Genomic DNA, 22,169 nt, shown 5'->3' with positions numbered 1-22,169 from the left:
GGATGTACGGGCCGTTCTGCGTGTTGTCACACACAAGATAGATTTGATCGGCACTCTGTCTCATTTGTGATGAGAATTGACGAGATGGGTACTGCCGAGATGGTCATGGATGCCAACGAGACCGATGCCCGCTGCCCCGCGGCCGAACCCGACGCCGTAGCACCCGACGCCGTAGCACCCGATGCCGTCGAACCCGACGTCAGCATCGTCATCGGAGCCTACGAGGCCATGCCCTATCTGATCCGCTGCCTGGAGTCCGTCGAGGGGCAGACGCTTCCGGCCGGACGCATGGAGATCGTCGCCGTCGACGACGGTTCCACGGACGGCACGGGGGAGTACCTGGACTCCTTCGCCGCCCGCACCGCCATTCCCATGCGCGTCGTCCACCAGGCCAACTCCGGTGGCCCCAGCGGGCCCCGCAACGTCGGACTCGGTCTGGCCCGGGGGCGGTACGTCTTCTTCCTCGACGCCGACGACTACTTCGGCCCGGAAGCGCTGGAGCGGATGGTCGCGATGGGCGACCGCGCCGGTACGGACGTGGTCCTCGGCAAGATCGTCGGCGTCAACAGGGGTGCGGCCAAGTCGATGTGGAAGGAGACGGTCGAGCGCGCCGACCTGTACCGCTCCAACGTCAAGTTCACCCTGAGCGCCCAGAAGCTCTTCCGGCGCTCGCTCCTCCAGCGCCTCGGGATGTCCTTCGACGAGAAGCTCAGGACGGGCGAGGACGCGCTCTTCACCATGGAGGCGTACCTACGGGGAAGCGGTGTCTCCGTGGTGGCGGACTACACCTGCTACTACCTCGTCGGCCGGGACGACGGCAAGCACGTGACCAAGAGCGGCACCTACGTACTGCGGTTCGATTCGGCGCGGGCGCTGATGGACCTGATCGCGACCCACCTGCCCCCGGGCCCCCGCCGGGACTCTCTGATGGTGCGCCCGTTCGTCATCACATTGCTGCCACAATTCGGACCCAATCTGCTGAAGCAGTCGAAGGCCGTACGTGCGAAGAAGATGGCGCTCGCGGCGCCGCTGCTCGCGGCGTACTGGACGCCCGGACTGGCTCGTGGACTGAAGGTGAACGAACGGCTCAGGCTCGCCTGCGTGGCGCAGGGCCGGCTCGATCTGCTCCTCGATGTGATGCGGTTCATGAAGGCCAAGAGCGAGCCCGCACTGGTCCACGAAGGCCGCCCATCCCGGCTGTACCTTGCGTATCCCCACTTCAGGGACGGTTCGGGGCTGCCCGACTCGGTGTACGAGGTGACGGTCACCGAGTGGATCGGCGGCCGGCGGGTCGAGGCGCCGGAGCCGAGGCCCTGTGTCTCCATCGCGCGTCGCGTGGTGCGCAAGATCCACCGGACGGCCCTCCGGGTGCTGCGGGGACCTCGGTCGCGCCGGGTGCGAACAGGCACTCGTACCAGGGCCTGAACGTGGCGAAGCACCCCCCGTGCGAAGGGAATTGTGACGGGCGTCACTCCATGCTGCGGGGCAACCATGAGACCTTGGTGAGAGTCTCATTCACGCCCCGTCTTCCTGGGGTTCACGTCTGAAAGTCCCCCGGAAAGGCCCTCTCGCCGTGGCGTCCCGACCTGTCGAAACCATTCCCGCAGAGCTCAGCCGTCTCATGAAGTACTTCCCCGAGACACCGGTCGAGGAGCGCACCGCCTTTCATACCGCCGCCAAGGACTTCCTGGCGCAGGCGGCGCCCAAGCTGGTCAGGCAGTTCTCGCCGATGGCCCGGGTCAAGTGGCATCTGGCGGCCAGCGGGCGCGGGGACGAGCTCGTCGACGTCCTGCACTACGAACGTGAGAACCCCGGCGTCTTCGCGGTCAAGGGCATCCGGCGGGCCCGCATCGAGCTGCCCGGCGTCGAGAGCTCCTCGCTGCCTCCCACCGTGCGCAACTTCACCCGCAGCGAGCTCCCGGTACGAGGCAAGCTGACCGACCTGGCCTGGCAGGACGGGCGCCTGGTCGTCCGCGGCTACGCCTACATCCCCAACGTCCCCTCGGCGACCGGCAAGCGCTCGCTGCGCGTCGCCGTGCTGCGCCGGCAGGGCAGCAGGAGCACCATCCCGCTGCGGCTGCGCACCGTCCTGGAGCCCATGGCGACGGCGGAGGCCAAGGGTGCCCTGCACTGCTACGACTGGTCGGGCTTCGAGATCGCCATCGACCCGTCGCGCCTGCGGACCCGTGGCCAGTGGCAGTCGGGCACCTGGCGTCTCGGCATCGGCATCCCGCGCCCCGGCGGCATGTCCGTCGGCAGCGTGCTCAAGAGCAACAGCGGAGCCGCGGGACACAGCCAGGTGCACGTGCTGGACGACGGCGTGCGGCTCGTCGCCGGTTACGACCGCAACCGTCTGAAGCTCTCAGTGGACGTCGTGCCGGCCGAGGTCGAGTCGCAGGAGATGGACGACAACGGCCTCACGGTGACGCTCCGCTCGCGCGGCACGTCGGCCGCGGGCAGGACCCCCACGGCGCTGCGCATCGACCACGAGGGCACCGGGTTCTCGGCCGACCTCCCCCTGGAGGCCGGCGGCCCCGGCACCGACGGCTGGAACCGGCACACCGCGCGCCTGCCCTTCGGTGACCTGCCCGTCGCGGGCGTCGTCCCCGGCAAGGCCCGGAAGTACCGCACCCTGATCGTCTTCGCGGACGGCACGACGCGCCGCGCCACCATCGGACAGTCCCTGCGCACCGGTGTGCAGCAGCTGCCCGGCACCCTCGAATTCGCCGTGCTCACCGACGGCGCGGGCAACTTCACCCCGCAGCTCCGTACCGCCCAGCCCGTCGTCGACACGACCGAATGGTCCGCGAACGGCGAACTGACGCTGTCCGGTACGTACACGGGCCCGGCCGAGAAGATGAAGTTCGTCCTGCGCCACAGCGGGCGCAACGAGGACAAGCCGCTGCCCGCCGAGTTCGAGAACGGGCGCTTCACCGCCCGCCTCACGCCCGACGCCATGCCCGCGTACGACGGGACGCTCCCGCTCCGGGCCGGCCGCTGGCTCCCGTTCCTGCGCGCCCGCGACGAGTGGAACCACCGGCACGACATCCCCGTGACGATCCGCCCCGACCTGGTCTCCCTGCTGCCCTCGGCCCACGACGGCGCCCGCCGGACGTACACCCTGGAGCGGCTGGACTACGACCGGATCTTCCTGGAGTCGGGTCCCGTCCTGGAGCCCGAGCTGCGCGGCGCGTACCGCCAGCGGCTCATGCGGGACGTGTACACCCCCGAGCAGCGCAAGCTGCCGCTGCGCGAGGCCGTGCTCTACAACAGCTTCGGCGGCAAGCAGTTCTCCGACTCGCCCCGTGCCGTCTACGAGGAGCTCGTACGCCGCGGCACCGAGGTCGAGCACATCGCGATGGTCCACGACGAACAGGTCGTGCTGCCGCCGGGTGTCCGCGGAGTGCTGTGGGGCAGCCGGGAGTGGTACGAGGCGCTGGCCCGCAGCCGCTACATCGTCACCAACGGCGGCATCCGCGAGTGGTTCGTCCGCCGTGAGGGCCAGGTCGTCGTCCAGACCTGGCACGGCACGCCCCTCAAGCGCATCGGTGCCGACCTGCTCGGCACCCCGCAGGCCAACCTCGCCTACATCTCCAGCCTGCCGCAGCGTTCGCGCCAGTACAGCCTCTTCATCACGCCGAACGCCTTCACGACGCCGATCATGACCAACTCCTTCCGCCTCCAGTGCGAGGTCCTGGAGGCGGGCTACCCGCGCAACGACGTCTTCCACGCCCCGGACCGGGTCAAGCGTGCGGCGGCCGTACGGGAGAAGCTGGGCATCCCCGCGGGCAAGAAGGTCGTCCTGTACGCGCCGACCTGGCGCGACGACCAGCGGTACGGCGGCCGGCGCTTCAAGCTCGACAACCAGATCGACGTCACCGCGGCCCAGGAACAGCTCGGGGACGACCACGTGCTGCTCTACCGCAAGCACCACAAGGTGCTCGACAGCATCCCGGGCGCGGGCCAGGGCTTCGTCTGGGACGTCACGTACTACCCGGACATCGCCGACCTCTACCTGATCGCGGACGTGCTGATCACGGACTACTCCTCCGTGCTCTTCGACTTCGCCCACTCGGGCCGGCCGATGCTGTTCTTCACGTACGACCTGGAGCACTACCGGGACACCCTGCGCGGCTTCTACTTCGACTTCACGTCGCGCGCCCCGGGCCCGCTGATCAAGACCTCCACCGAACTCGTCGACGCCATCCGCAACATCGAAGCGGTGACGGAGGAGTACAAGGAGAAGTACGCCCAGTTCCGGGTGGACTTCTGCGAGCCCTCCGACGGCCGCGCCTCGGCGCGGGTCGTCGACCGGATGCTGACGATCAACAACGACTGACGCTGTTCCGGGCGGCCGCGCCCGGCACCTCCCTCCGCAGTCTGTCGAGGCCGGCCATCGAGGCTGTCCATCGAGCGGAATGGGCAGGCGCCGTGCGCGGCCGCTCGCGTACTGTGCTGCTCGGGGACGGCCCCCGGAAGCCCGGGCCACGGGGGCCTGCGACGGCCCCTCCGCCAAGCGCCGGGCGAGCCAGAGTGAGGAAGTACGTGTCAGCTGCCAGGCCGGGCGTGACCGGCGCCCGCAGGATCGTGGTCAAGATCGGTTCCTCCTCCCTCACGACGGCCGCAGGCGGCCTCGACGCCGACCGTGTCGACGCCCTCGTCGATGTCCTGGCCGGCGTCAGGAGCGGCGGGGAGAAGGAGATCGTCCTCGTCTCCAGTGGCGCGATCGCCGCCGGACTCGCCCCGCTCGGGCTGGTCCGCAGGCCCAAGGACCTGGCCCGTCAGCAGGCCGCTGCCAGCGTCGGCCAGGGACTTCTGGTCGCCCGCTACACCGCCTCGTTCGCGCGCTACGGCGTACGCGTCGGGCAGGTGCTCCTCACCTCCGACGACACCAGCCGGCGCGCCCACTACCGCAACGCGTACCGCACGCTCGACCAGCTCCTCGACATGGGCGCCCTGCCCGTCGTCAACGAGAACGACACCGTGGCCACCGACGAGATCCGGTTCGGCGACAACGACCGGCTCGCGTCGCTCGTCGCCCACCTCGTCCACGCCGACCTCCTGGTCCTCCTCTCCGACGTCGACGGTCTCTACGACGGTGACCCCCGGACCCCGGGTGCCTCGCGTGTCGTGGAGGTCAACGGACCTGAGGACCTGGAAGGTGTCACGATCGGCAGCGCCGGGAAGGCGGGCGTCGGCACCGGCGGGATGGTGACCAAGGTCGAAGCCGCCCGGATCGCCAGCGCCGCCGGAATCCCCGTCGTCCTCACCTCCGCGAGCCGGGCCGCCGACGCCCTCGCCGGCCGCGACACCGGCACGTACTTCCACCCGACCGGACGCCGCTCCGCTGACCGGCTGCTCTGGCTCGCCCACGCGTCGACCCCGCAGGGTGCCCTGACCCTCGACGACGGTGCCGTACGGGCCGTGGTGGACCGCCGCACCTCGCTGCTGCCCGCCGGAATCTCCGCGGTCGAGGGCGAGTTCACCGCGGGCGACCCCGTGGAGCTGCGCGACCTCTCCGGCCGGGCCGTCGCCCGCGGCCTCGTCAACTTCGACGCGAAGGAGATCCCCCAGCTGCTCGGCCGGTCCACCCGGGAGCTGGCACGGGAACTCGGCCCCGCCTACGAACGCGAGGTCGTACACAGAGACGATCTGGTCATCCTGGCACCTCGGCTCACCCCCCGGATCGGCTGAAAGTCCAGACATTCGACAGAGACCTTCACCAAAAGCGCCCCACGCCCGGCCCGGGACTGGTCAACTTTGTAGCGGGGACACAAGGCGTACAGCACAACAACGTATTCACAGGAGGCCGCCGGTGAGACGAGCGCGCCCGGGGGCGCCGCCCCGAGGGACGGGAAGCCGCGCCCTGACCAGCGTCGGAGCGGGCTCCGACTTCGGTGCGGGGCTGCCCACGGACAGCACCACGGACCGCGCCACCGAGCAGGAACCGATGGCGGCGCGGGAGGAACGGACCCAGTCGAAGCTCTGGCACATCACCCTCAGCGTTTCGGGTAGGGAGATCCCGCTGAAGGAGGTCAGACGTGGCCTGGAGCAGCTGGCCCACGACCATCCGTTCCTGCTGACCAGCCGGTACGCCAACGACCACGCGGAGATCCGCTACTGGGAAGAGGCCCGCGACCTCCACGACGCGGCGGCGGTCGCCCTGCGGCTGTGGGGCGAACACCGCTCCAGCGCCAGGCTCCCGCCCTGGGAGATCGTCGGCCTGGAGGTCATCGACCGGGAGACGTACCACCTGCGCATCGCCGAGGGGTACGGGCCACCGCCCGCGGCCCCGGTCGGGGTGCACCCGTACTGAGCGGGCCGGCAGTCCTTTCGGGACGGCCGTCTCGCATCACGGGATACGTGAGGGATGCCCGCAGTGTGCGCATTACCCTGCGGGCATGACCACGCTTTCGCCGTACGACAACATGTCCCCGGTCGCCCAGGCCGCCTACCGGGCACGCGCCGCCGCCGCGGACATCGCACCACTCCCGCGCTCGGCGAAGGACGACGCGCTGCTGGCGATCGCGGACGCCCTCGAAGTGCGCACCGGCGAGATCGTCGCGGCGAACGCCGAGGACGTCGCCCGCGCCCGCGAGGCCGGGACCAGCGAGTCGATCGTCGACCGGCTCACCCTCACCCCCGAGCGCATCCGCGCCATCGCCGCCGATGTGCGCGACGTGGCGGCGCTGCCCGACCCGGTCGGCGAAGTGGTGCGCGGCTCCACCCTCCCCAACGGCATCGACCTGCGTCAGGTCCGGGTGCCGCTCGGCGTGGTCGGGATCATCTACGAGGCACGCCCCAACGTGACGGTGGACGCCGCCGCCCTCTGCCTCAAGTCGGGCAACGCCGTCCTCCTGCGGGGCTCCTCCTCCGCGTACGCCTCGAACGTCGCCCTCGTACGGGTGGTGCGTGACGCCGTCGGAGGCTCCGGCCTCCCCGCCGACGCGGTGCAGCTGGTGCCGGGGGAGAGCCGCGACTCGGTACGGGAGCTGATGCGGGCCCGCGGCCTGGTCGACGTACTGATCCCGCGCGGCGGTGCCTCCCTGATCCGCACGGTCGTGGAGGAGTCCACGGTGCCCGTGATCGAGACCGGCACCGGCAACTGCCACGTCTACGTCGACGCGCAGACCGACCTCGCCATGGCCGTCGACATCCTGATCAACTCCAAGGCGCAGCGCCCGAGCGTGTGCAACGCGGCCGAGACGCTGCTCGTCCACAAGGACGTCGCCGCCGAGTTCCTGCCCATGGCCCTGGACGCCCTGGCCGAGGCGGGTGTGACGGTCCACGGCGACGAACGGGTCATGGAGTACGCCGAAGGCTCGAAGGCCACCCTGGTGGAGGCGACGCCGGAGGACTGGGAGACCGAGTACCTCTCGTACGACATCGCGGCGGCCGTCGTCGAATCGCTGGACGCGGCGGTCGCGCACATCCGGCTCTGGTCCTCGGGCCACACCGAGGCGATCGTGACCACATCACAGGCGGCGGCCCGCCGGTTCACCCAGTTGGTCGATTCCACGACGGTCACGGTGAACGCCTCCACCCGCTTCACGGACGGCGGCCAGTTCGGATTCGGCGCCGAGATCGGTATCTCGACGCAGAAGCTGCACGCCAGGGGCCCCATGGGGCTTCCGGAGCTGACGTCCACGAAGTACATCGTGACCGGGGACGGCCACATCCGGTAGCCGCCGGGGCGCCGAGTTCGTGCGCTCCCTGCCCAAATCGACCCGGCGCGGCTACGCTGAAGCTGTGCCGGACGACGTGGGAGGCAGGCCGTTCCAGGACGGCTGGGAGCCCGACGACGACCGCGGGGGCGCGGACGAGGACTTCGCCTCCGTGGTGTTCGACGAGGACTTCGTACGGGCCGCCGAGGTCCATGAACCCACCGCGGTGGAGCGGCTGGTCTCCGCAGCACAGGCGCGAGCCGAGGCCGAGGCCGCCCGGGCGCGCTCCGGCGGCGGCCCCCTGGACGACGACGGCTACGACGCGGACGGCGTGTACGGCCGCAGGCGGTCCTTCGAGGGCTCCGCGGACCCCGACGGGGACGAGGACGACTACAGCGGCCCCTACGGGCGTCACGGCGGCGCGCTGCGCCCCTACCGCGGCTCCGCCCGCTGGCACCGGCCGGTGGCCTGGCTGCTCGCCCTGTTGATGGGCATCGGGATGGTCGCGCTCGCCTTCTCCGCCGTGTACCGCGGCGCCGCGGGCAACCGCCAGGACCAGATTCCGCAACCGGTGACGAGCGGCGTCGACAAGCCGGGCGCCGGGCGCTCGGTCCCGGCCGGCCACGCGCGCCCCACGGTCTCCGCCGTCCCCCGCACCCCCTGACGGCAGGCCGCCCCCGCGGACCGCCTTCCTTCTTCTGGCGTCCCCCGCGTTTACCTTCCCCCCGATCGACCTACCCTGAAGATGTGACCCCTCTTCTCTTCCGGAGGGGGCTTCTCACTTGTCCGGATGTGCGCCCGCGTACGTGAGGACAGGGCCTGCCCGACGCCTTCCGGCCACAGCGGACCGTAGCGCTCACGGCCCCCCGGCCGGTGACGTGGAGATCGGGAGAAGTCATGACTGGTCGCGGAGAACCGCCAGAAGACCCACCCGAGAACCCCGCGGGTGGCGAGGACGAGTACCGCTCGCTCGTCTTCGACGAATCGTTCGTCCGCGCTGCCCGGCTTCAGGAGTTCTCCGCACAGGAACGCATGGGCGACCACGCCCTCGCCGTCCGCTCACTGCCCGGCCGCGCCGCCCACAACGGCTCCAAGGCCGCCATCGCCCTCGTCGTGCTCATCGCCCTGGCCTTCGCCACCGCCGTGTACATCGGCTTTCGCCACCCCTATCCGCCGCCCACCGTCAGGCACGCCCAGCCGCTCAAGTCGACCGTGGTGCCCCTCACCCCCCAGGACGCCGTACCGGGCGGTACCCCCACCGCTCTCTACGCGGCGAGCCCGGCAGCGGAATTCCGGACCGGCGCCGAAGGGATCAATCTGCCGGCGATCCGGCGCACGCACAGCTTCTCCGAGAGCCAGGTGACAGCGGCCCTGACCACGGTCAAGGACTACCTGGTGGGGTCCTCGCTCGACGCCGACGTGCTGACCGGGACGACCACCCGGCCGGTCGAACGCCTGCTGGACCCCGACCAGACGGCCCAGTTCGACCGGAGCATGAGCGCACCGGTCAGCGACGGCCGGCACTCCGCCACCGGCTGGCTCGTGCGGTTCGATCCAGAGGACGTGGAGCTCGCCGACCCGAAGGTCAGGGTCCAGGGCACGCTCGCCTACGCGGAGGCCGGAGCGGACACCCTGGAGGTGGTGTCCGACCACACGTTCACGTACGCGCTCCGCCCGGTCGTGTCCGGCCCGCAGAAGGAGGACGGTGCCTCGCTGTTCACCGTACGGCGGGAGCTGCACTTCCAGTTCGACCGGGAGGATCTGCGGCTCCACCGCCTGGAGGTCCGGACGGCCCATGTCCAGGCCGGACCCCAGGCGTGCTCGGCGGAGACCGCCGGTGCGCTGGTACCGCTGCTCGCGGGGGAGCGGGCGGACAACCGTGGACCGGCCGGCACGGACCCGTATGCCACGGGCCCGCGCACGGCGGCGCTGTGCGGAACGCTCGCGGTCAGCTCCGGCCTGCCCCGGAACCCTCCTCCGGGTCCTGCGGCCGACGGCTCCCCGGCCCGTCCGTAGCACCGGAGCCGGCGCCCGTGAACTTGTCCCGGAGCTTGCCGCCCAGGTCCCCCGCACCGCCCGCGATGTCACCCACGAGCTTCATCAGCGGGTCCTTGCTGGAGCGCACCGTGTCCGCGTAGTGCGAGGCCGACTCCCGGAAGGAGTCCGTGACCGAGGTGTCCTTGTCCTCGTCGCGCCGGGGGTAGTGGCCGTCCATGATCCGCTGGTGGTCCCGGGTCTCCGACCACTTCTTGAGCTCGGCGGCCCGTACCGTGGTGAACGGGTGGGAGCGGGGCAGCACGTTGAGGATCTTCAGCACGGAGTCGCGCAGGTCGCCGCCCTTCTCGTACTCGTCGGCCTGGGCGAGGAACGCGTCCACGTTCATCTCGTGCAGGTGGTTGCCACCGGCGATCTTCATCAGGCCGCGCATCGAGGCCTGCAGATCCTGTCCGACCAGCAGCCCCGCCCGGTCCGCCGACAGTTCGGACTTGCGGAACCATTCGCGCAGCGCCGTCACGATCGTCATGATCGCGACGTTGCCGAGGGGAATCCAGGCGACCTTGAGGGCCAGGTTCGTGAGGAAGAGCAATATCGTCCGGTACACCGAGTGGCCGGAGAGCGCGTGGCCCACCTCGTGGCCCACGACGGCCCGCATCTCCTCCTCGTCCAGCAGCTCGACCAGACCCGTCGTCACCACGATGATCGGCTCGTCGAGACCGATGCACATCGCGTTCGGCTGGGGATTCTGGGTGACGTACATCGGAGGGACCTTCTCCAGGTCCAGGATGTAACAGGCGTCCCGCAGCATCGCGTTGAGATGGGCGAACTGGGCGTCGCTCACCCGGACGGAGTCGGAGAGGAAGAGCAGCCGCAGACTGCGCTCGGGGAGGAGCCCGCTGAGTGCCTTGAAGACGGTGTCGAACCCCGTCAGCTTGCGCAGGGCCACCAGGGCAGAGCGGTCCGCCGGATGCTCGTACGCCCGGGAGGAGATTCCCGGGAATCTCCTGCGCTGCCTGCTCGGCACGTTCTCGTGGCTGCTTTCGGTCATGGAAGGCCCCCTGTTCGTACGAGATGTCGCTCGTCCCCCTGGCAATTCCCAGCGTATGTGCTGGCGCTACGGTGTGGCGGGGGGCTGTGGATAACTTTGAGGAGCACCCCAAATGCCGTACACCGTCGCACTGCTCGCCGCCGCATCCGCGGACCAGGGGCCGGGCGACGCGCTTCGGATCGTGCTGCTCGGCTCGATCGTCGGCGCCGCTCTGCTCGCCTGGTTCCTGCTGCGTGGATACGGCAACGAGGACAACAACGACTGAGTCGGCGTGAGCGTGCCCGAGGCGCCCGCATACGATGTCGGCGACGTCTTCCTTCCGACTCCCGACGAAAAGGTCCCGCCGAAGATGAGCCTCACGAGCACCGCGCACCAGCTGGTCACTCTCGCCTCCGAAGGCGGCGAGTCCGGTGGTAACCACGAAAGCCTCAACCCGTACCTCACCGGCGGCGGTGCGCTCCTCGCGCTGCTGCTCCTGCTGTGGATCACCACCCGCTTCAACCGCGACCGCTGAGGCAGAGGCGTACGGCCGTACCAGTAGGGTCTGCACGCATGGGAGAGCAGGAAGTGCCTACCGGCCGCGGCAAACGCCGACTCGGCGTCATGGGCGGGACGTTTGACCCGATCCATCATGGACACCTGGTGGCGGCCAGTGAAGTGGCCGCCCAGTTCCACCTCGACGAGGTCATCTTCGTCCCGACCGGGCAGCCCTGGCAGAAGAGCCACAAGCAGGTCTCGCCGGCCGAGGACCGCTATCTGATGACGGTCATCGCCACGGCGTCGAACCCGCAGTTCTCCGTGAGCCGCCTGGAGATCGACCGTGGCGGACCGACGTACACCATCGATACGCTGCGGGACCTGCGCGCGATCCACGGTGACGCGGACCTCTTCTTCATCACCGGCGCCGACGCCCTTTCCCAGATCCTCACCTGGCGGGACGCCGAGGAGCTGTTCTCGCTCTCCCACTTCATCGGCGTGACCCGACCGGGGCATGTGCTCACGGACGACGGACTGCCGGAGGGCGGCGTCTCCCTCGTGGAGGTTCCGGCGCTGGCCATCTCCTCCACGGACTGCCGTGCGAGAGTCGCGCAAGGAGATCCGGTCTGGTATTTGGTACCGGACGGAGTGGTCCGGTACATCGACAAGCGCCAGCTGTACCGCGGCGAATGAGCCACGGAGAGGGGCACCGGTGAACGACCGACAGAACCCGTACGACCCGTACTATCAGCAGCCTCAGATCGTCGGCTACGACGAGTACGGGCAGCCGGTGTATCAGCAGCAGGGGCAGCAGCCGTACGACCCGTACGCGGAGCAGACCCAGCAGCCCCAGCAGGGTCAGAGCGGCGATCAGGGCTACGGATACGACCCGTACGCCCAGCTGCCGCAGCAGCCCCAGCAGTACGACCCCTACGCTCCCCAGCAGCAGCAGCAGCAGCAGCAGCAGCAGCCGTACCCGCAGACCGCGCCGCAGCACCAGCCCGCGCAGCCCCAGGGGCAGGGCTACGGCAGCGGCTACGGCGACTACGGATACGACTCGGGCCCGCAGCGGCCCGCAGCGGCTGACAGCACCCAGCAGTGGAGCATCCCGCAGCAGGGCGCCGCGCCCGTGGTGGCCCCGCCGGAGCCCGAGCGGCCGTTCGAACCCGACCCGGAACCGGTCGTCCCGGGCCAGCGCAGCGGCGCTCCCGACTACCGCACCGAACAGTTCTCGTTCATCGAGGAGCCCGACGAGGACTCCGAAGACGTCATCGACTGGCTGAAGTTCACCGAGAGCCGCAGCGAGCGGCGCGAAGAGGCACGGCGCCGCGGCCGCAACCGGATCGTCGCCCTGATCGTCGTCGCGGTGCTCGTGGTGGTCGGTGGCGCGGGGTACCTCTGGGCCACCGACGGCATCCCCGGGCTCTCCGGGGCGGAGGAGCCGAAGGCCGCCGATGCGGGTTCGCAGCAGCGGGACGTCATCGTGGTGCACCTCCACAACACCAAGCAGGGCGGCACCTCCACGGCGCTGCTCGTCGACAACACCACGACCAAGCAGGGCACCACCGTTCTCCTGCCGAACTTGCTCGCCGTCGCCAACGACGACGGCTCGACCACCACGCTCGGCAGGTCCGTCGACGACGACGGGTCCAGCGCCACGAGCGAGTCGATCGACACCCTGCTGGGCACCAGCATCAGCGGCACGTGGCGACTCGACACCCCGTACCTGGAGAATCTGGTCGAGCTGGTCGGCAACATCGAGGTCGACACGGACACCGATGTGCCCGACGTGCAGAAGGGCGCGTCGCCTCTGGTGAACAAGGGGGAGGCACAGACGCTGAGCGGCCAGATGGCCGTCGCGTACGCCACCTACCGCGGCCCGGACGAGCCCGAGGCGAAGCAGCTGCTGCGGTTCGGCCAGGTCATGCGGAGTGTTCTGCGCAAACTGTCGGAGGACCCCGCGGCCGCGACGGTCACGGTGGAGACCCTGGGCCAGATCCTTGACCCCTCGCTGCCCGAGCGAGACCTCGGAGCGTCCCTCGCGAAGCTCGCGGGGCGCGCCAAGGTCGGCGACTACAAGACCGCGCTCCTGCCGGTCCAGCCCGACGGAACGCTCACCGAGAAGGCCACGAACAGTGTGGTCAAGGACGTGCTCGGCGGTGCTGTGAAGGCGCCGGACAAGGACGCGGCGGTCCGGGTGGGCATCAAGAACGCCACCGGGAACACCGAGGTCCCCGAGAAGGCCCGCGTGCAGCTGATCAACGGTGGCTATGCCTACGTCGACGGCGGGAAGAGCGATACGGCGGCCTCGTCGACGGTCACCTACCGCACGTCCGAGGACAAGGCGAAGGCGACCGAGGTCGCCAAGACGCTGGGGCTGCCGACGAGCTCGGTACGCAAGGGCGAGCCCGCCGCGAACGCCGATGTGTCCGTCGTACTCGGCCAGAACTACAGGATCAAATAGCGAAACGACGCCATCGAACGATCGTCGTAGGGGCTGTCGGCGGTCCGTGAGACCCTAGAGGTTGATCTGACCGCCGACGAAAGCCTGCATGTGACCGCCACGGACCGCTCCATCGAGCTCATCAACGCCGCCGCTCAGGCGGCCGCCGACCGGCTCGCGCACGACATCATCGCCTACGACGTCAGCGACGTGCTGTCGATCACCGACGCCTTCCTGCTGGCCTCGGCCCCCAATGACCGCCAGGTCAAGTCGATCGTCGACGAGATCGAGGAGCGGCTGCAGAAGGAGCTCGGTGCCAAGCCGGTGCGCCGCGAAGGGGACCGCGACGCCCGCTGGATCCTCCTCGACTACGTCGACATCGTGATCCACGTCCAGCACAGCGAGGAGCGTGTGTTCTACGCGCTCGAGCGCCTGTGGAAGGACTGCCCCGAGATCGGTCTCCCGGAGGACGCTCTCAAGACCCGCGGCAAGGCCGCGGAGCACGCCCAGCTCAACGGTGTCCCGGAAGGTGAGCAGCACTGAACGGCAGCAGCAGCGGCAGGGGCCGCAGGATCGTCCTCTGGCGTCACGGTCAGACGGCGTGGAATCTGGAGCGCCGTTTCCAGGGCTCCACGGACATCGAGCTCACCGAAGCGGGCATCGGGCAGGCCCGTCGGGCCGCCCGGCTGCTCGCCTCGCTGAAGCCGGACGCCATAGTGGCCTCGGACCTGCGGAGGGCCTCGGCGACAGCGGCTGAGCTCGCCGCGGTCACCGGTCTCACGGTCGAGCACGACGCCGGCCTGCGCGAGACGTACGCGGGCGCCTGGCAGGGGCTCACGCACGAGGAGATCGTCGAGCGGTACGCCGGGCAGTACGCCGCATGGAAGCGCGGCGAGGCCGTGCGCCGGGGCGGCGGCGAGCTGGAGACCGAGGTCGCCGACCGTGCCGCCCCCGTGGTGCTCGGGCACGCCGACAAGCTGCCCGACGGCGGCACGCTCGTCGTGGTCAGCCACGGAGGCACGATCAGGACGACCATCGGCCGTCTGCTCGGCCTTGACGCCCATCACTGGGAAGGGCTCGGCGGTCTCACCAACTGCTGCTGGTCCGTCCTCGGCGAGGGTGCGCGCGGCTGGCGCCTGCTCGAGCACAACGCCGGCACGCTGCCGGAACCGGTGCTGGGCGACGACGACTGACGGCTGCCCGGAGGCCACCTCCGGGCGACGTCGGCCGGATTTCACTTTCTGGCTGGTCGCAGGCTAAAGTTCTTCTTGTTCGCAGCGCGGAAACGCGGGAAACAAAGCGAACAGCGGGGCTATAGCTCAGTTGGTAGAGCGCCTGCATGGCATGCAGGAGGTCAGGAGTTCAATTCTCCTTAGCTCCACAATCAAAGATCCCGTCCCCGGTTGGGGGCGGGATCTTTTCGTTGCCCGGAAGGCCGGCTCCTCGGCGGGCTGCCCCCCTTGCGGGGCCATGGCAGAATCGGAGCGCCGGAGGGGGCGACGGACCGATCGGGAGGGAGCGCGATGCCTGCGAGTCGCGAACAGATCCCGGATCTGCCCGTCACGCCCGCCGCCGGCTCTCGTCCCTCTTCCCCCACCCGCCTCACCTCACCCCTTGCTTCTACTGCTGTCCTTACCTCGCGAGACCGAGATCTGCTCGGCTGTCCGTCCTGCCGTTCGTCCCAAGTGGCCCAGGTCACGGGTGACAACGGAGAGGTTTCCTACGTGTGCACGGCCTGCGGCCACAGCTGGAGCTGACTGATGGGTGCACACAGGCGTAAGTGCGACTGGTGCGGCAGTGGTACGCCCATCGTCCGGGACATGGATCCGGTCAACCCGGACTACCAGTACTGGTGCGAGGAGTGCGCGCGGGCGCTGATCATAAAAGGCGACCCCATCGAGACCTACCGGGAGCTGGAGGGGGAGCCGATCTACGGCCGGCTCCTGGAGGAGCACTGCACCCTCAAGCGGTTCTACTCCTTCGCCACCGCCTGACCCGGAATCGGGCAAAACGGTCCAGACCGGAAACGATTTGGTGGAGGGCCGGGGGAACCGTGTAATGTTCTCGATGTCGCCAAGGGAAACCGGGCGGCAAGCAGCGAGGGGCTATAGCTCAGTTGGTAGAGCGCCTGCATGGCATGCAGGAGGTCAGGAGTTCAATTCTCCTTAGCTCCACAGTGAAAGAGCGGGTCATCCGGATCGGATGACCCGCTCTTTCGTCGTTCCCCTTCAACTGCGTCCGCTGCCCAGGGCCTTGCGGTCCGCGCTCGGCAGCGCGGGGCGCTCCGCCGGTGCCTGCTCGACACGGAGTGCCAGCGCCGGACAGCGCCGTACGGCCCGCTGGGCGCGCCCGCGCAGATGCATCGGAACGGCGGCGTCCGCGAGCGCCGGATAGCCGTCGGGGCCCAGCCGGATCAGTTCGGGAACGATGTCGGCGCACAGTCCGTGGCCCTGACAGAGCGTCCAGTCGACCGCCAGCCTCCCGCCACTGGAAATGGACTCCTCCAGATCCTGGTAGCCGGGTGCCGGCAGCGGCAGCACCCCGAGGGTGTCCCGGCCGCAGCCGCCGCCCAGGACATGCGCGGCGAGGTCGTCGGTGAACGCGGACAGCGTCGAGGACAGGAAGCGCGCCGAGCCGTCCGGGTGCTTGCACGCCCCCCGGCCCTTCACCGCCTGAGTCACCTCGCGCAACGCCTCCAGCGCCGCGGGCCCACCACCGTTCAGTACGTCCGAGAGGCCGCCGGCGGCGGCGGGAAGGCCGAGCTTGCACGGCCCGCACTGGCCCGCGGTCTCGGCGGCCAGCCAGTTCGCGATACGCAGCGACTCCCCGAGCGGACAGGTATTCGGGGCGATCGGCAGGATGGCGCCGGCTCCGAGCGCTCCGCCCACCGCGGCGAGCGACCTGACGGAGATGACGGCATCGTGTGCGGCCTCCGCGTCGATCCAGTTGCCGTGGTACCCGCCGGTCAGCACGCCCTGGGGCAGGGGCGGCGCACCGGCCAGCTGGAGTACGTACCGCAGGGGTACGCCGGTCGGCACCTCGATGACCATGGGGCGCGACACCGAGCCGGAGACGGTGAGCAGGACCGTGCCGGGCTCGTCGGGCAGCCCGGTGTGCCCGTAGCGGCGGGGGCCGATCCGGGCGGCGACGGCGAGCTGGGCGTACGTCTCCGCGTTCGACAGCAGCGTCGGGGCGCCGCCGACCCCGGACTCGGCCGCACGCTCACGGCGGCCCGGGGGCAGAGCGGGGCCCCCGCTCGCTGCCCGGATGACCGCCGAAGCCTCGCCCGAGACCATCCGTTCCGGGGTGCGCACCACCCGGGCCCGCAACTGCTGGCCGCGGCGGTCGGAGAGGCCGCGCTCGGCCAGGGCCGCCCGGACGGACACCTCGGTGGAATTACGTGTGACCGCGACGACCAGGGTCCGCGCACCGAGGGCCTCGGCGGCCAGAAGAGCACCGTCCAGGATGAGGTGGGGGGCGCGGTTGAGCAGCACGGTGTCCTTGCGGCAGGCGGGTTCGCCCTCGCTCCCGTTGATCACGACGACCGGGCGGACCCCGCGCCGGATGGACGCCTTCGCCACCGCGCGCAGCTTCCTCCCGAACGGGAAGCCGGCGCCGCCGCGGCCGCGAAGGGAGATGGCTTCGGCCAGTTCGGCGAGGCGCTCGCCCGTCATCGGTTCGAGCGGTCCGTGCACCTTCAGGTGCATGGCGAGGTCGAGTCGCTCCACCAGGTCGAAGCCGCTGGTCAGCTGCGGCAGGCCGACGACGCGTACCTCGGGGACATCGGGGAGGGGGACGTTCACGGTCGGTCTCCAGCGGGTGCGTGCCAGGGTTCACCGGCGGGTGGCGGAAAGAGCGGCCCCGGCAGCGGTCCGGCGAAGGGGGCCGTCTCACCGACGGCGGGGAGCGGGCCGGTCGGTGCCTCGGACGCCGGGACGTACGGGGACGGCGGGACGTACGGGGACGGCGGGACGTACGGGGACGGCGGGACGTACGGGGACGGCGGGACGTACGGGGACGGCGGGAACGAGGCGGTGGGATGGGGCGAGGCCGGGTACCGGGCGGCGGGGTGGGGTGGGGCCGGGTACGGGGCGGGGTCGTACGGGACTTCCTGCGGGGGCGCGTAGGCGTGGCCGGCGTCCTGCGGGGGCCGGGCGGTCTGTGCGGGGGGCGCGGGGGACGGGGTGGGCCAGCGGCTGCCGGGCTGCGCCGCAGGCGGGTCGGCGGAGAGGGAGACGGCCCGGTAGGCGGCGGCGATTCCGGGCCCCTTGGGGGGTGCCTCCGAGGCCGGCGGGATCCCGCCGAGCCGTTCGGAGCTGCGCGGCGGGGCCTCGTACAGGGGAGGGGAGGGCGCCGCGAGGGTCCGGGGGCGGACGGGCGTGCCCCGCACTTCCCGGTCGGGCTCGTGCCACTCCGTCTCGTACCGTCCGGGAGCGTCGAAGGCCGGTGCGCGGTCCGTGCCGGGCAGCGGGGCGGAGCGCATGTCCGGATCCGGCTCGGCCGGCAGCGTATCGGGGCTGATCAGCGAGGTGATCCGGGCGGTGATCCGGCGCTTCGCCGGGGGCGGAAGCAGCCGCAGGCACAGCGCCGCCGCCACCGCGAGCAGGCACAGGCCGTACATCACGACGACCCAGGTCGCGGCTGCCCGGCCGGCGTACAGGCCATGGATCAGCGCCGAGCACCAGGCGGGGTAGGCCAGCCCGTGCAGGGCGCGCCAGCGGCTCGCGAACCGCCCCCCGCTCAGGGGGGAACGCAGAGAGTTCCCCAGCAGGGTGGCGGCGGACGGGTGGGCGAAGGCGCTGCGCAGGGCGCCGGTCGCGGCGGTGACGATCATCAGGAGGCCGGCCAGCGAGCCGAAGCCGATGAGGCCGGCCGTGCCGCGTACACCGAGGCCGAAGGGTATGAGGGCACCTATGAGCGCCAGGTGACCGAGCGCCACCTTCACGGTGACGTGCAGCAGAAGGAAGCCGAGGGAGGCCACGGCGGTGGCCCGGTGGATGCCCTGGGCGATCAGCCTCTGACGGGTGGAGAGGAACAACCGGTCGGTGGCCAGCAGGCCCCAGGCAACGGTCGCGGTGAGTGACACCAGGGAAAGGACCCCTGTGGTGAAGTCGAGCGCGGCGCGCAAGTCGTCGCTCCCTGCGACGGCGAGCAGCGGGATGAGAACCAGCAGGGCGACAGTCAGTCCGCCTTGCATGGGCCGGCTCATTCCGGGGCTCATGGTGGGGGATGAGCGGATCTTGCGATGAGGGTTCATTGGGGCGACTCCGAATGGTTCGGCAATGCAGTCCCGTTGCGGCATGCTAAGTCGCTCCATACCGGCCAGTACGGGGATTGCGCGGTTGCCCCGATAGAGGCAGGTACGCGGAGTAACCCCCGCTTCCCGGACGTTCCGTCCCTGCGGGCTGTCCAGGGTCCGGCTGCTCCCGGCCGGGCTCCGGCCCTGTGCGGTACCCTGACGCCATGCGTGCCGTACGCCTTCTGCTCAGCGAGCCGCGCTGATCACTCCCGACCGGTGAGAATGCCTGGTCGGACTCGGCGCGGCGTCCCCTCCTGTGCGAGGGGATTTTTCGTTTCCGTAGACGTGTGTCCGTAGATGTGGGCGCCGGCAGATGACGATCGATGGAGCTTTGAGGATCATGAGCGAGACGAATACCGGAGCCGAGACGGCTGCGCCGCACCGCTACACGGCGGCGATGGCCGCCGACATCGAGGCACGCTGGCAGGACTTCTGGGACGCCGAGGGGACCTACGAGGCGCCCAACCCGACCGGTGACCTGGCGGGCGATCCGGAGCTGGCCGCCAAGCCCAAGAAGTTCATCATGGACATGTTCCCGTACCCCTCGGGTGCGGGTCTGCACGTGGGCCACCCACTGGGTTATATCGCCACCGACGTCTACGCCCGCCACCAGCGCATGACCGGTCACAACGTCCTGCACACCCTGGGCTTCGACGCCTTCGGCCTGCCCGCCGAGCAGTACGCCGTGCAGACCGGGACGCACCCGCGGGCCTCCACCGAGGCCAACATGGAGAACATGAAGCTCCAGCTGCGCCGGCTGGGTCTGGGGCACGACAACCGCCGTTCGTTCGCGACGATCGAGGCGGAGTACTACAAGTGGACGCAGTGGATCTTCCTGCAGATCTTCAACTCCTGGTACGACACCGAGGCCGGCAGGGCCCGCCCGATCGCCGAGCTGGTCGCACAGTTCGAGAGCGGCTCGCGCGCCACCCCGGACGGCCGTGACTGGAGTGCGCTGAGCGCCGCCGAGCGCGCCGACGTCCTGGGCGAGTACCGCCTGGCGTACGCCTCGGACGCTCCCGTCAACTGGTCCCCGGGCCTGGGCACCGTCCTGGCCAACGAGGAGGTGACGGCCGACGGTCGTTCCGAGCGCGGCAACTTCCCGGTCTTCAAGGCCAAGCTGCGCCAGTGGAACATGCGCATCACGGCCTACGCCGACCGTCTGCTGGACGACCTGGACGGGCTGGACTGGCCCGAGGCCATCAAGCTGCAGCAGCGCAACTGGATCGGCCGCTCGGAAGGTGCCCGGGTCGACTTCCCGGTCGACGGCGCCGGCGCCGTCACCGTGTTCACCACCCGCCAGGACACCCTGTTCGGTGCGACGTACATGGTGCTGGCGCCCGAGCACGAACTGGTCGAGCGGATCATCCCGGCCGCCTGGCCCGAGGGCACCCACCCGGTGTGGACCGGCGGTCACGCGAGGCCGGCCGAGGCCGTCACCGCGTACCGCAAGCAGGCCGCCGCCAAGTCGGACGTGGAGCGCCAGGCCGAGGCCAAGGACAAGACCGGTGTCTTCACCGGCGCGTACGCGACCAACCCGGTCAGCGGCGAAAAGGTGCCCGTCTTCATCGCCGACTACGTCCTGATGGGGTACGGCACCGGCGCGATCATGGCCGTGCCGGCGCACGACGCGCGCGACTTCGCCTTCGCGCGCGCCTTCGAACTGCCGATGCGCTGTGTCGTCGAGCCCTCGGACGACCGCGGCACGGACACCGCGACCTGGGACGACGCCTTCGCCTCGTACGAGGCGAAGCTGGTCAACTCGGCCAACGACGAGATCTCGCTGGACGGCCTGGGCGTCGTCGACGCCAAGGCGAAGATCACCGAGTGGCTGACTGAGCACGGCGTCGGTGAGGGCACCGTCAACTTCCGTCTGCGCGACTGGCTGTTCAGCCGCCAGCGCTACTGGGGCGAGCCCTTCCCGATCGTGTACGACGAGGAGGGCATCGCCCACCCGCTGCCCGAGTCGATGCTGCCCCTGGAGCTGCCGGAGGTCGAGGACTACTCGCCGCGCACCTTCGACCCCGAGGACGCCGACACCCAGCCCGAGACCCCGCTGTCCCGCAACGCCGACTGGGTCAACGTCACGCTGGACCTGGGTGACGGCAACGGGCCGAAGAAGTACCGCCGCGAGACCAACACCATGCCCAACTGGGCGGGCTCCTGCTGGTACGAGCTGCGCTACCTGGACCCGAACAACAGCGAGAAGCTGGTCGACCCCGCGATCGAGCAGTACTGGATGGGCCCGCGCGAGGGGCAGCCGACCGGCGGTGTCGACCTGTACGTCGGCGGTGCCGAGCACGCCGTGCTGCACCTGCTGTACGCCCGCTTCTGGTCCAAGGTGCTGCACGACCTGGGACACATCTCGTCCGCGGAGCCGTTCCACAAGCTGTACAACCAGGGCATGATCCAGGCGTTCGTCTACCGCGACAGCCGCGGTATCGCGGTCCCGGCCGCCGAGGTCGAGGAGCGTGACGGGGCCTACTACTACCAGGACGAGAAGGTCAGCCGCGTCCTGGGCAAGATGGGCAAGTCCCTGAAGAACGCCGTGACGCCCGACGAGATCTGCGGTGAGTACGGGGCGGACACCCTGCGTCTGTACGAGATGGCGATGGGTCCCCTGGACGTCTCGCGACCGTGGGACACGCGTGCCGTGGTCGGCCAGTACCGCCTGCTGCAGCGCCTGTGGCGCAACCTCGTGGACGAGGAGACCGGCGAGGTCACCGTCGTGGACACGGAGCCCGGCGAGGACACGCTGCGTGCGCTGCACAAGGCCATCGACGGGGTCGGCCAGGACATGGCGGGCATGCGGTTCAACACCGCCATCGCCAAGGTCACCGAGCTGAACAACCACCTGACGAAGGCCGGCGGCCCGCTGTCGCGTTCCGTCGCCGAGTCGCTGGTGCTGCTGGTGGCGCCGCTGGCCCCGCACGTGGCGGAGGAGCTGTGGCGCCGACTGGGCCACACGGAGTCCGTCGTGCACCAGGACTTCCCCGTCGCGGACCCGGCGTACGTCGTGGACGAGACCGTGACCTGCGTCGTGCAGATCAAGGGCAAGGTCAGGGCGCGCCTGGAGATCTCCCCGTCGATCACGGACGAGGAACTGGAAGCGCTGGCGCTGGCCGACGAAGGCGTCGTCGCGGCGCTGGGCGGGGCCGGCATCCGCAAGGTGATCGTGCGCGCGCCGAAGCTGGTCAACATCGTCCCTGCGTGACGGTCGGGGCTATCCCCTACGGGCAG

The 22,169-nt window shown here is 70.2% G+C and carries 18 protein-coding genes and 2 tRNA genes; 17 read left to right on the top strand and 3 right to left on the bottom strand.

Translation table 11 applies throughout. The features are described from left to right. Positions 1 to 84 precede the first annotated feature (84 nt). From ACFWSK_RS25505 to ACFWSK_RS25475, 7 genes are all read left to right on the top strand, one after another. Positions 85 to 1,425: a glycosyltransferase family 2 protein gene (locus ACFWSK_RS25505; RefSeq protein ID WP_383790474.1), complete on the top strand. Its 1,341-nt coding sequence runs from the start codon at positions 85 to 87 to the stop codon at positions 1,423 to 1,425. Between the two features lie 196 nt (positions 1,426 to 1,621). Then, a complete protein-coding gene (locus ACFWSK_RS25500) occupies positions 1,622 to 4,339 on the top strand; it encodes a CDP-glycerol glycerophosphotransferase family protein (RefSeq protein WP_383790498.1) in 2,718 nt (905 codons plus the stop codon). 227 nt (positions 4,340 to 4,566) lie between these two features. Next, positions 4,567 to 5,694: a glutamate 5-kinase gene (proB, locus tag ACFWSK_RS25495; protein WP_383790495.1), complete on the top strand. Its 1,128-nt coding sequence runs from the start codon at positions 4,567 to 4,569 to the stop codon at positions 5,692 to 5,694. 121 nt (positions 5,695 to 5,815) lie between these two features. Next, positions 5,816 to 6,316: a hypothetical protein gene (locus ACFWSK_RS25490; RefSeq protein ID WP_383790472.1), complete on the top strand. Its 501-nt coding sequence runs from the start codon at positions 5,816 to 5,818 to the stop codon at positions 6,314 to 6,316. Between the two features lie 85 nt (positions 6,317 to 6,401). After that, positions 6,402 to 7,685 (top strand): glutamate-5-semialdehyde dehydrogenase, encoded by a 1,284-nt coding sequence (locus tag ACFWSK_RS25485; RefSeq protein WP_383790469.1) that lies wholly within the window; start codon positions 6,402 to 6,404, stop codon positions 7,683 to 7,685. Between the two features lie 64 nt (positions 7,686 to 7,749). Continuing rightward, positions 7,750 to 8,328 (top strand): hypothetical protein, encoded by a 579-nt coding sequence (locus tag ACFWSK_RS25480; RefSeq protein ID WP_383790466.1) that lies wholly within the window; start codon positions 7,750 to 7,752, stop codon positions 8,326 to 8,328. Positions 8,329 to 8,561: 233 nt separating this feature from the next. Continuing rightward, complete coding sequence (locus tag ACFWSK_RS25475; RefSeq protein ID WP_383790463.1) at positions 8,562 to 9,680, top strand: hypothetical protein; 1,119 nt, start codon at positions 8,562 to 8,564, stop codon at positions 9,678 to 9,680. Here ACFWSK_RS25475 and ACFWSK_RS25470 read toward each other — a convergent pair. Continuing rightward, positions 9,613 to 10,710 carry a M48 family metallopeptidase gene (locus ACFWSK_RS25470; RefSeq protein ID WP_383790460.1) on the bottom strand — a complete coding sequence of 366 codons (1,098 nt, stop codon included), beginning with the start codon at positions 10,708 to 10,710 and terminating at the stop codon, positions 9,613 to 9,615. The two genes, ACFWSK_RS25475 and ACFWSK_RS25470, sit on opposite strands and share 68 nt — an antisense overlap. Positions 10,711 to 10,822: 112 nt before the next feature. On the opposite strand from ACFWSK_RS25470, the gene ACFWSK_RS25465 reads away from it, so the two are divergent. The 9 genes from ACFWSK_RS25465 (at position 10,823) to ACFWSK_RS25425 (ending at position 15,804) form a co-directional block, all read left to right on the top strand. Continuing rightward, on the top strand, positions 10,823 to 10,975 hold the full coding sequence (locus ACFWSK_RS25465) for a hypothetical protein (RefSeq protein ID WP_383790457.1): 153 nt from the start codon (positions 10,823 to 10,825) through the stop codon (positions 10,973 to 10,975). Positions 10,976 to 10,981: 6 nt separating this feature from the next. Next, entirely contained in the window at positions 10,982 to 11,224 is a 243-nt protein-coding gene (locus ACFWSK_RS25460) for a hypothetical protein (RefSeq protein WP_383790501.1), read from the top strand. 38 nt (positions 11,225 to 11,262) lie between these two features. Beyond that, positions 11,263 to 11,880, top strand: a complete 618-nt coding sequence (gene nadD / locus ACFWSK_RS25455) for a nicotinate-nucleotide adenylyltransferase (protein WP_328910116.1) — start codon at positions 11,263 to 11,265, stop codon at positions 11,878 to 11,880. Between the two features lie 19 nt (positions 11,881 to 11,899). Beyond that, complete coding sequence (locus tag ACFWSK_RS25450; RefSeq protein ID WP_383790454.1) at positions 11,900 to 13,651, top strand: LCP family protein; 1,752 nt, start codon at positions 11,900 to 11,902, stop codon at positions 13,649 to 13,651. Between the two features lie 90 nt (positions 13,652 to 13,741). Continuing rightward, complete coding sequence (gene rsfS / locus ACFWSK_RS25445; protein WP_383790451.1) at positions 13,742 to 14,173, top strand: ribosome silencing factor; 432 nt, start codon at positions 13,742 to 13,744, stop codon at positions 14,171 to 14,173. Next, on the top strand, positions 14,170 to 14,823 hold the full coding sequence (locus tag ACFWSK_RS25440) for a histidine phosphatase family protein (RefSeq protein ID WP_383790493.1): 654 nt from the start codon (positions 14,170 to 14,172) through the stop codon (positions 14,821 to 14,823). The genes rsfS and ACFWSK_RS25440 overlap by 4 nt, the downstream gene beginning before the upstream one ends. A gap of 115 nt (positions 14,824 to 14,938) precedes the next feature. After that, positions 14,939 to 15,011 (top strand) — tRNA-Ala (locus tag ACFWSK_RS25435). A gap of 379 nt (positions 15,012 to 15,390) precedes the next feature. Further along, positions 15,391 to 15,624, top strand: a complete 234-nt coding sequence (locus ACFWSK_RS25430) for a hypothetical protein (protein WP_124268198.1) — start codon at positions 15,391 to 15,393, stop codon at positions 15,622 to 15,624. A 107-nt stretch (positions 15,625 to 15,731) separates the two neighbouring features. Then, positions 15,732 to 15,804: transfer RNA gene (locus ACFWSK_RS25425), tRNA-Ala, on the top strand. A gap of 54 nt (positions 15,805 to 15,858) precedes the next feature. Here the strand turns inward: ACFWSK_RS25425 and ACFWSK_RS25420 are convergent. Together ACFWSK_RS25420 and ACFWSK_RS25415 are read right to left on the bottom strand one after the other, a co-directional pair. Next, positions 15,859 to 17,433, bottom strand: coding sequence for an NADH-ubiquinone oxidoreductase-F iron-sulfur binding region domain-containing protein (locus tag ACFWSK_RS25420; RefSeq protein WP_383790448.1), 1,575 nt, complete (start codon positions 17,431 to 17,433; stop codon positions 15,859 to 15,861). After that, entirely contained in the window at positions 17,430 to 18,827 is a 1,398-nt protein-coding gene (locus ACFWSK_RS25415; RefSeq protein WP_383790446.1) for a hypothetical protein, read from the bottom strand. The genes ACFWSK_RS25420 and ACFWSK_RS25415 overlap by 4 nt, the downstream gene beginning before the upstream one ends. 442 nt (positions 18,828 to 19,269) lie before the next feature. Between ACFWSK_RS25415 and leuS the strand changes: the two genes are divergently transcribed. Further along, a complete protein-coding gene (gene leuS / locus ACFWSK_RS25410) occupies positions 19,270 to 22,143 on the top strand; it encodes a leucine--tRNA ligase (protein ID WP_383790443.1) in 2,874 nt (957 codons plus the stop codon). The last annotated feature ends 26 nt before the right edge of the window (positions 22,144 to 22,169 follow it).

This window comes from Streptomyces sp. NPDC058620, assembly GCF_042717135.1.
In the GTDB taxonomy this organism is placed as follows: Bacteria; Actinomycetota; Actinomycetes; order Streptomycetales; family Streptomycetaceae; genus Streptomyces.
The sequence above is the reverse complement of the archived record's forward strand: the minus strand, read 5'-3'. Positions and strand labels throughout refer to the sequence as shown.

What these genes read in the sequence shown, in the direction of transcription:
- ACFWSK_RS25505 (WP_383790474.1), top strand. Translation starts at nt 85, where the DNA reads ATGGGTACTGCCGAGATGGTCATGGATGCCAACGAGACCGATGCCCGC.
- ACFWSK_RS25500 (WP_383790498.1), top strand. Translation starts at nt 1,622, where the DNA reads ATGAAGTACTTCCCCGAGACACCGGTCGAGGAGCGCACCGCCTTTCAT.
- ACFWSK_RS25485 (WP_383790469.1), top strand. Translation starts at nt 6,402, where the DNA reads ATGACCACGCTTTCGCCGTACGACAACATGTCCCCGGTCGCCCAGGCC.
- ACFWSK_RS25475 (WP_383790463.1), top strand. Translation starts at nt 8,562, where the DNA reads ATGACTGGTCGCGGAGAACCGCCAGAAGACCCACCCGAGAACCCCGCG.
- ACFWSK_RS25470 (WP_383790460.1), bottom strand. Translation starts at nt 10,710, where the DNA reads ATGACCGAAAGCAGCCACGAGAACGTGCCGAGCAGGCAGCGCAGGAGA.
- ACFWSK_RS25465 (WP_383790457.1), top strand. Translation starts at nt 10,823, where the DNA reads ATGCCGTACACCGTCGCACTGCTCGCCGCCGCATCCGCGGACCAGGGG.
- nadD (WP_328910116.1), top strand. Translation starts at nt 11,263, where the DNA reads ATGGGAGAGCAGGAAGTGCCTACCGGCCGCGGCAAACGCCGACTCGGC.
- ACFWSK_RS25430 (WP_124268198.1), top strand. Translation starts at nt 15,391, where the DNA reads ATGGGTGCACACAGGCGTAAGTGCGACTGGTGCGGCAGTGGTACGCCC.
- ACFWSK_RS25415 (WP_383790446.1), bottom strand. Translation starts at nt 18,827, where the DNA reads ATGCAAGGCGGACTGACTGTCGCCCTGCTGGTTCTCATCCCGCTGCTC.
- leuS (WP_383790443.1), top strand. Translation starts at nt 19,270, where the DNA reads ATGAGCGAGACGAATACCGGAGCCGAGACGGCTGCGCCGCACCGCTAC.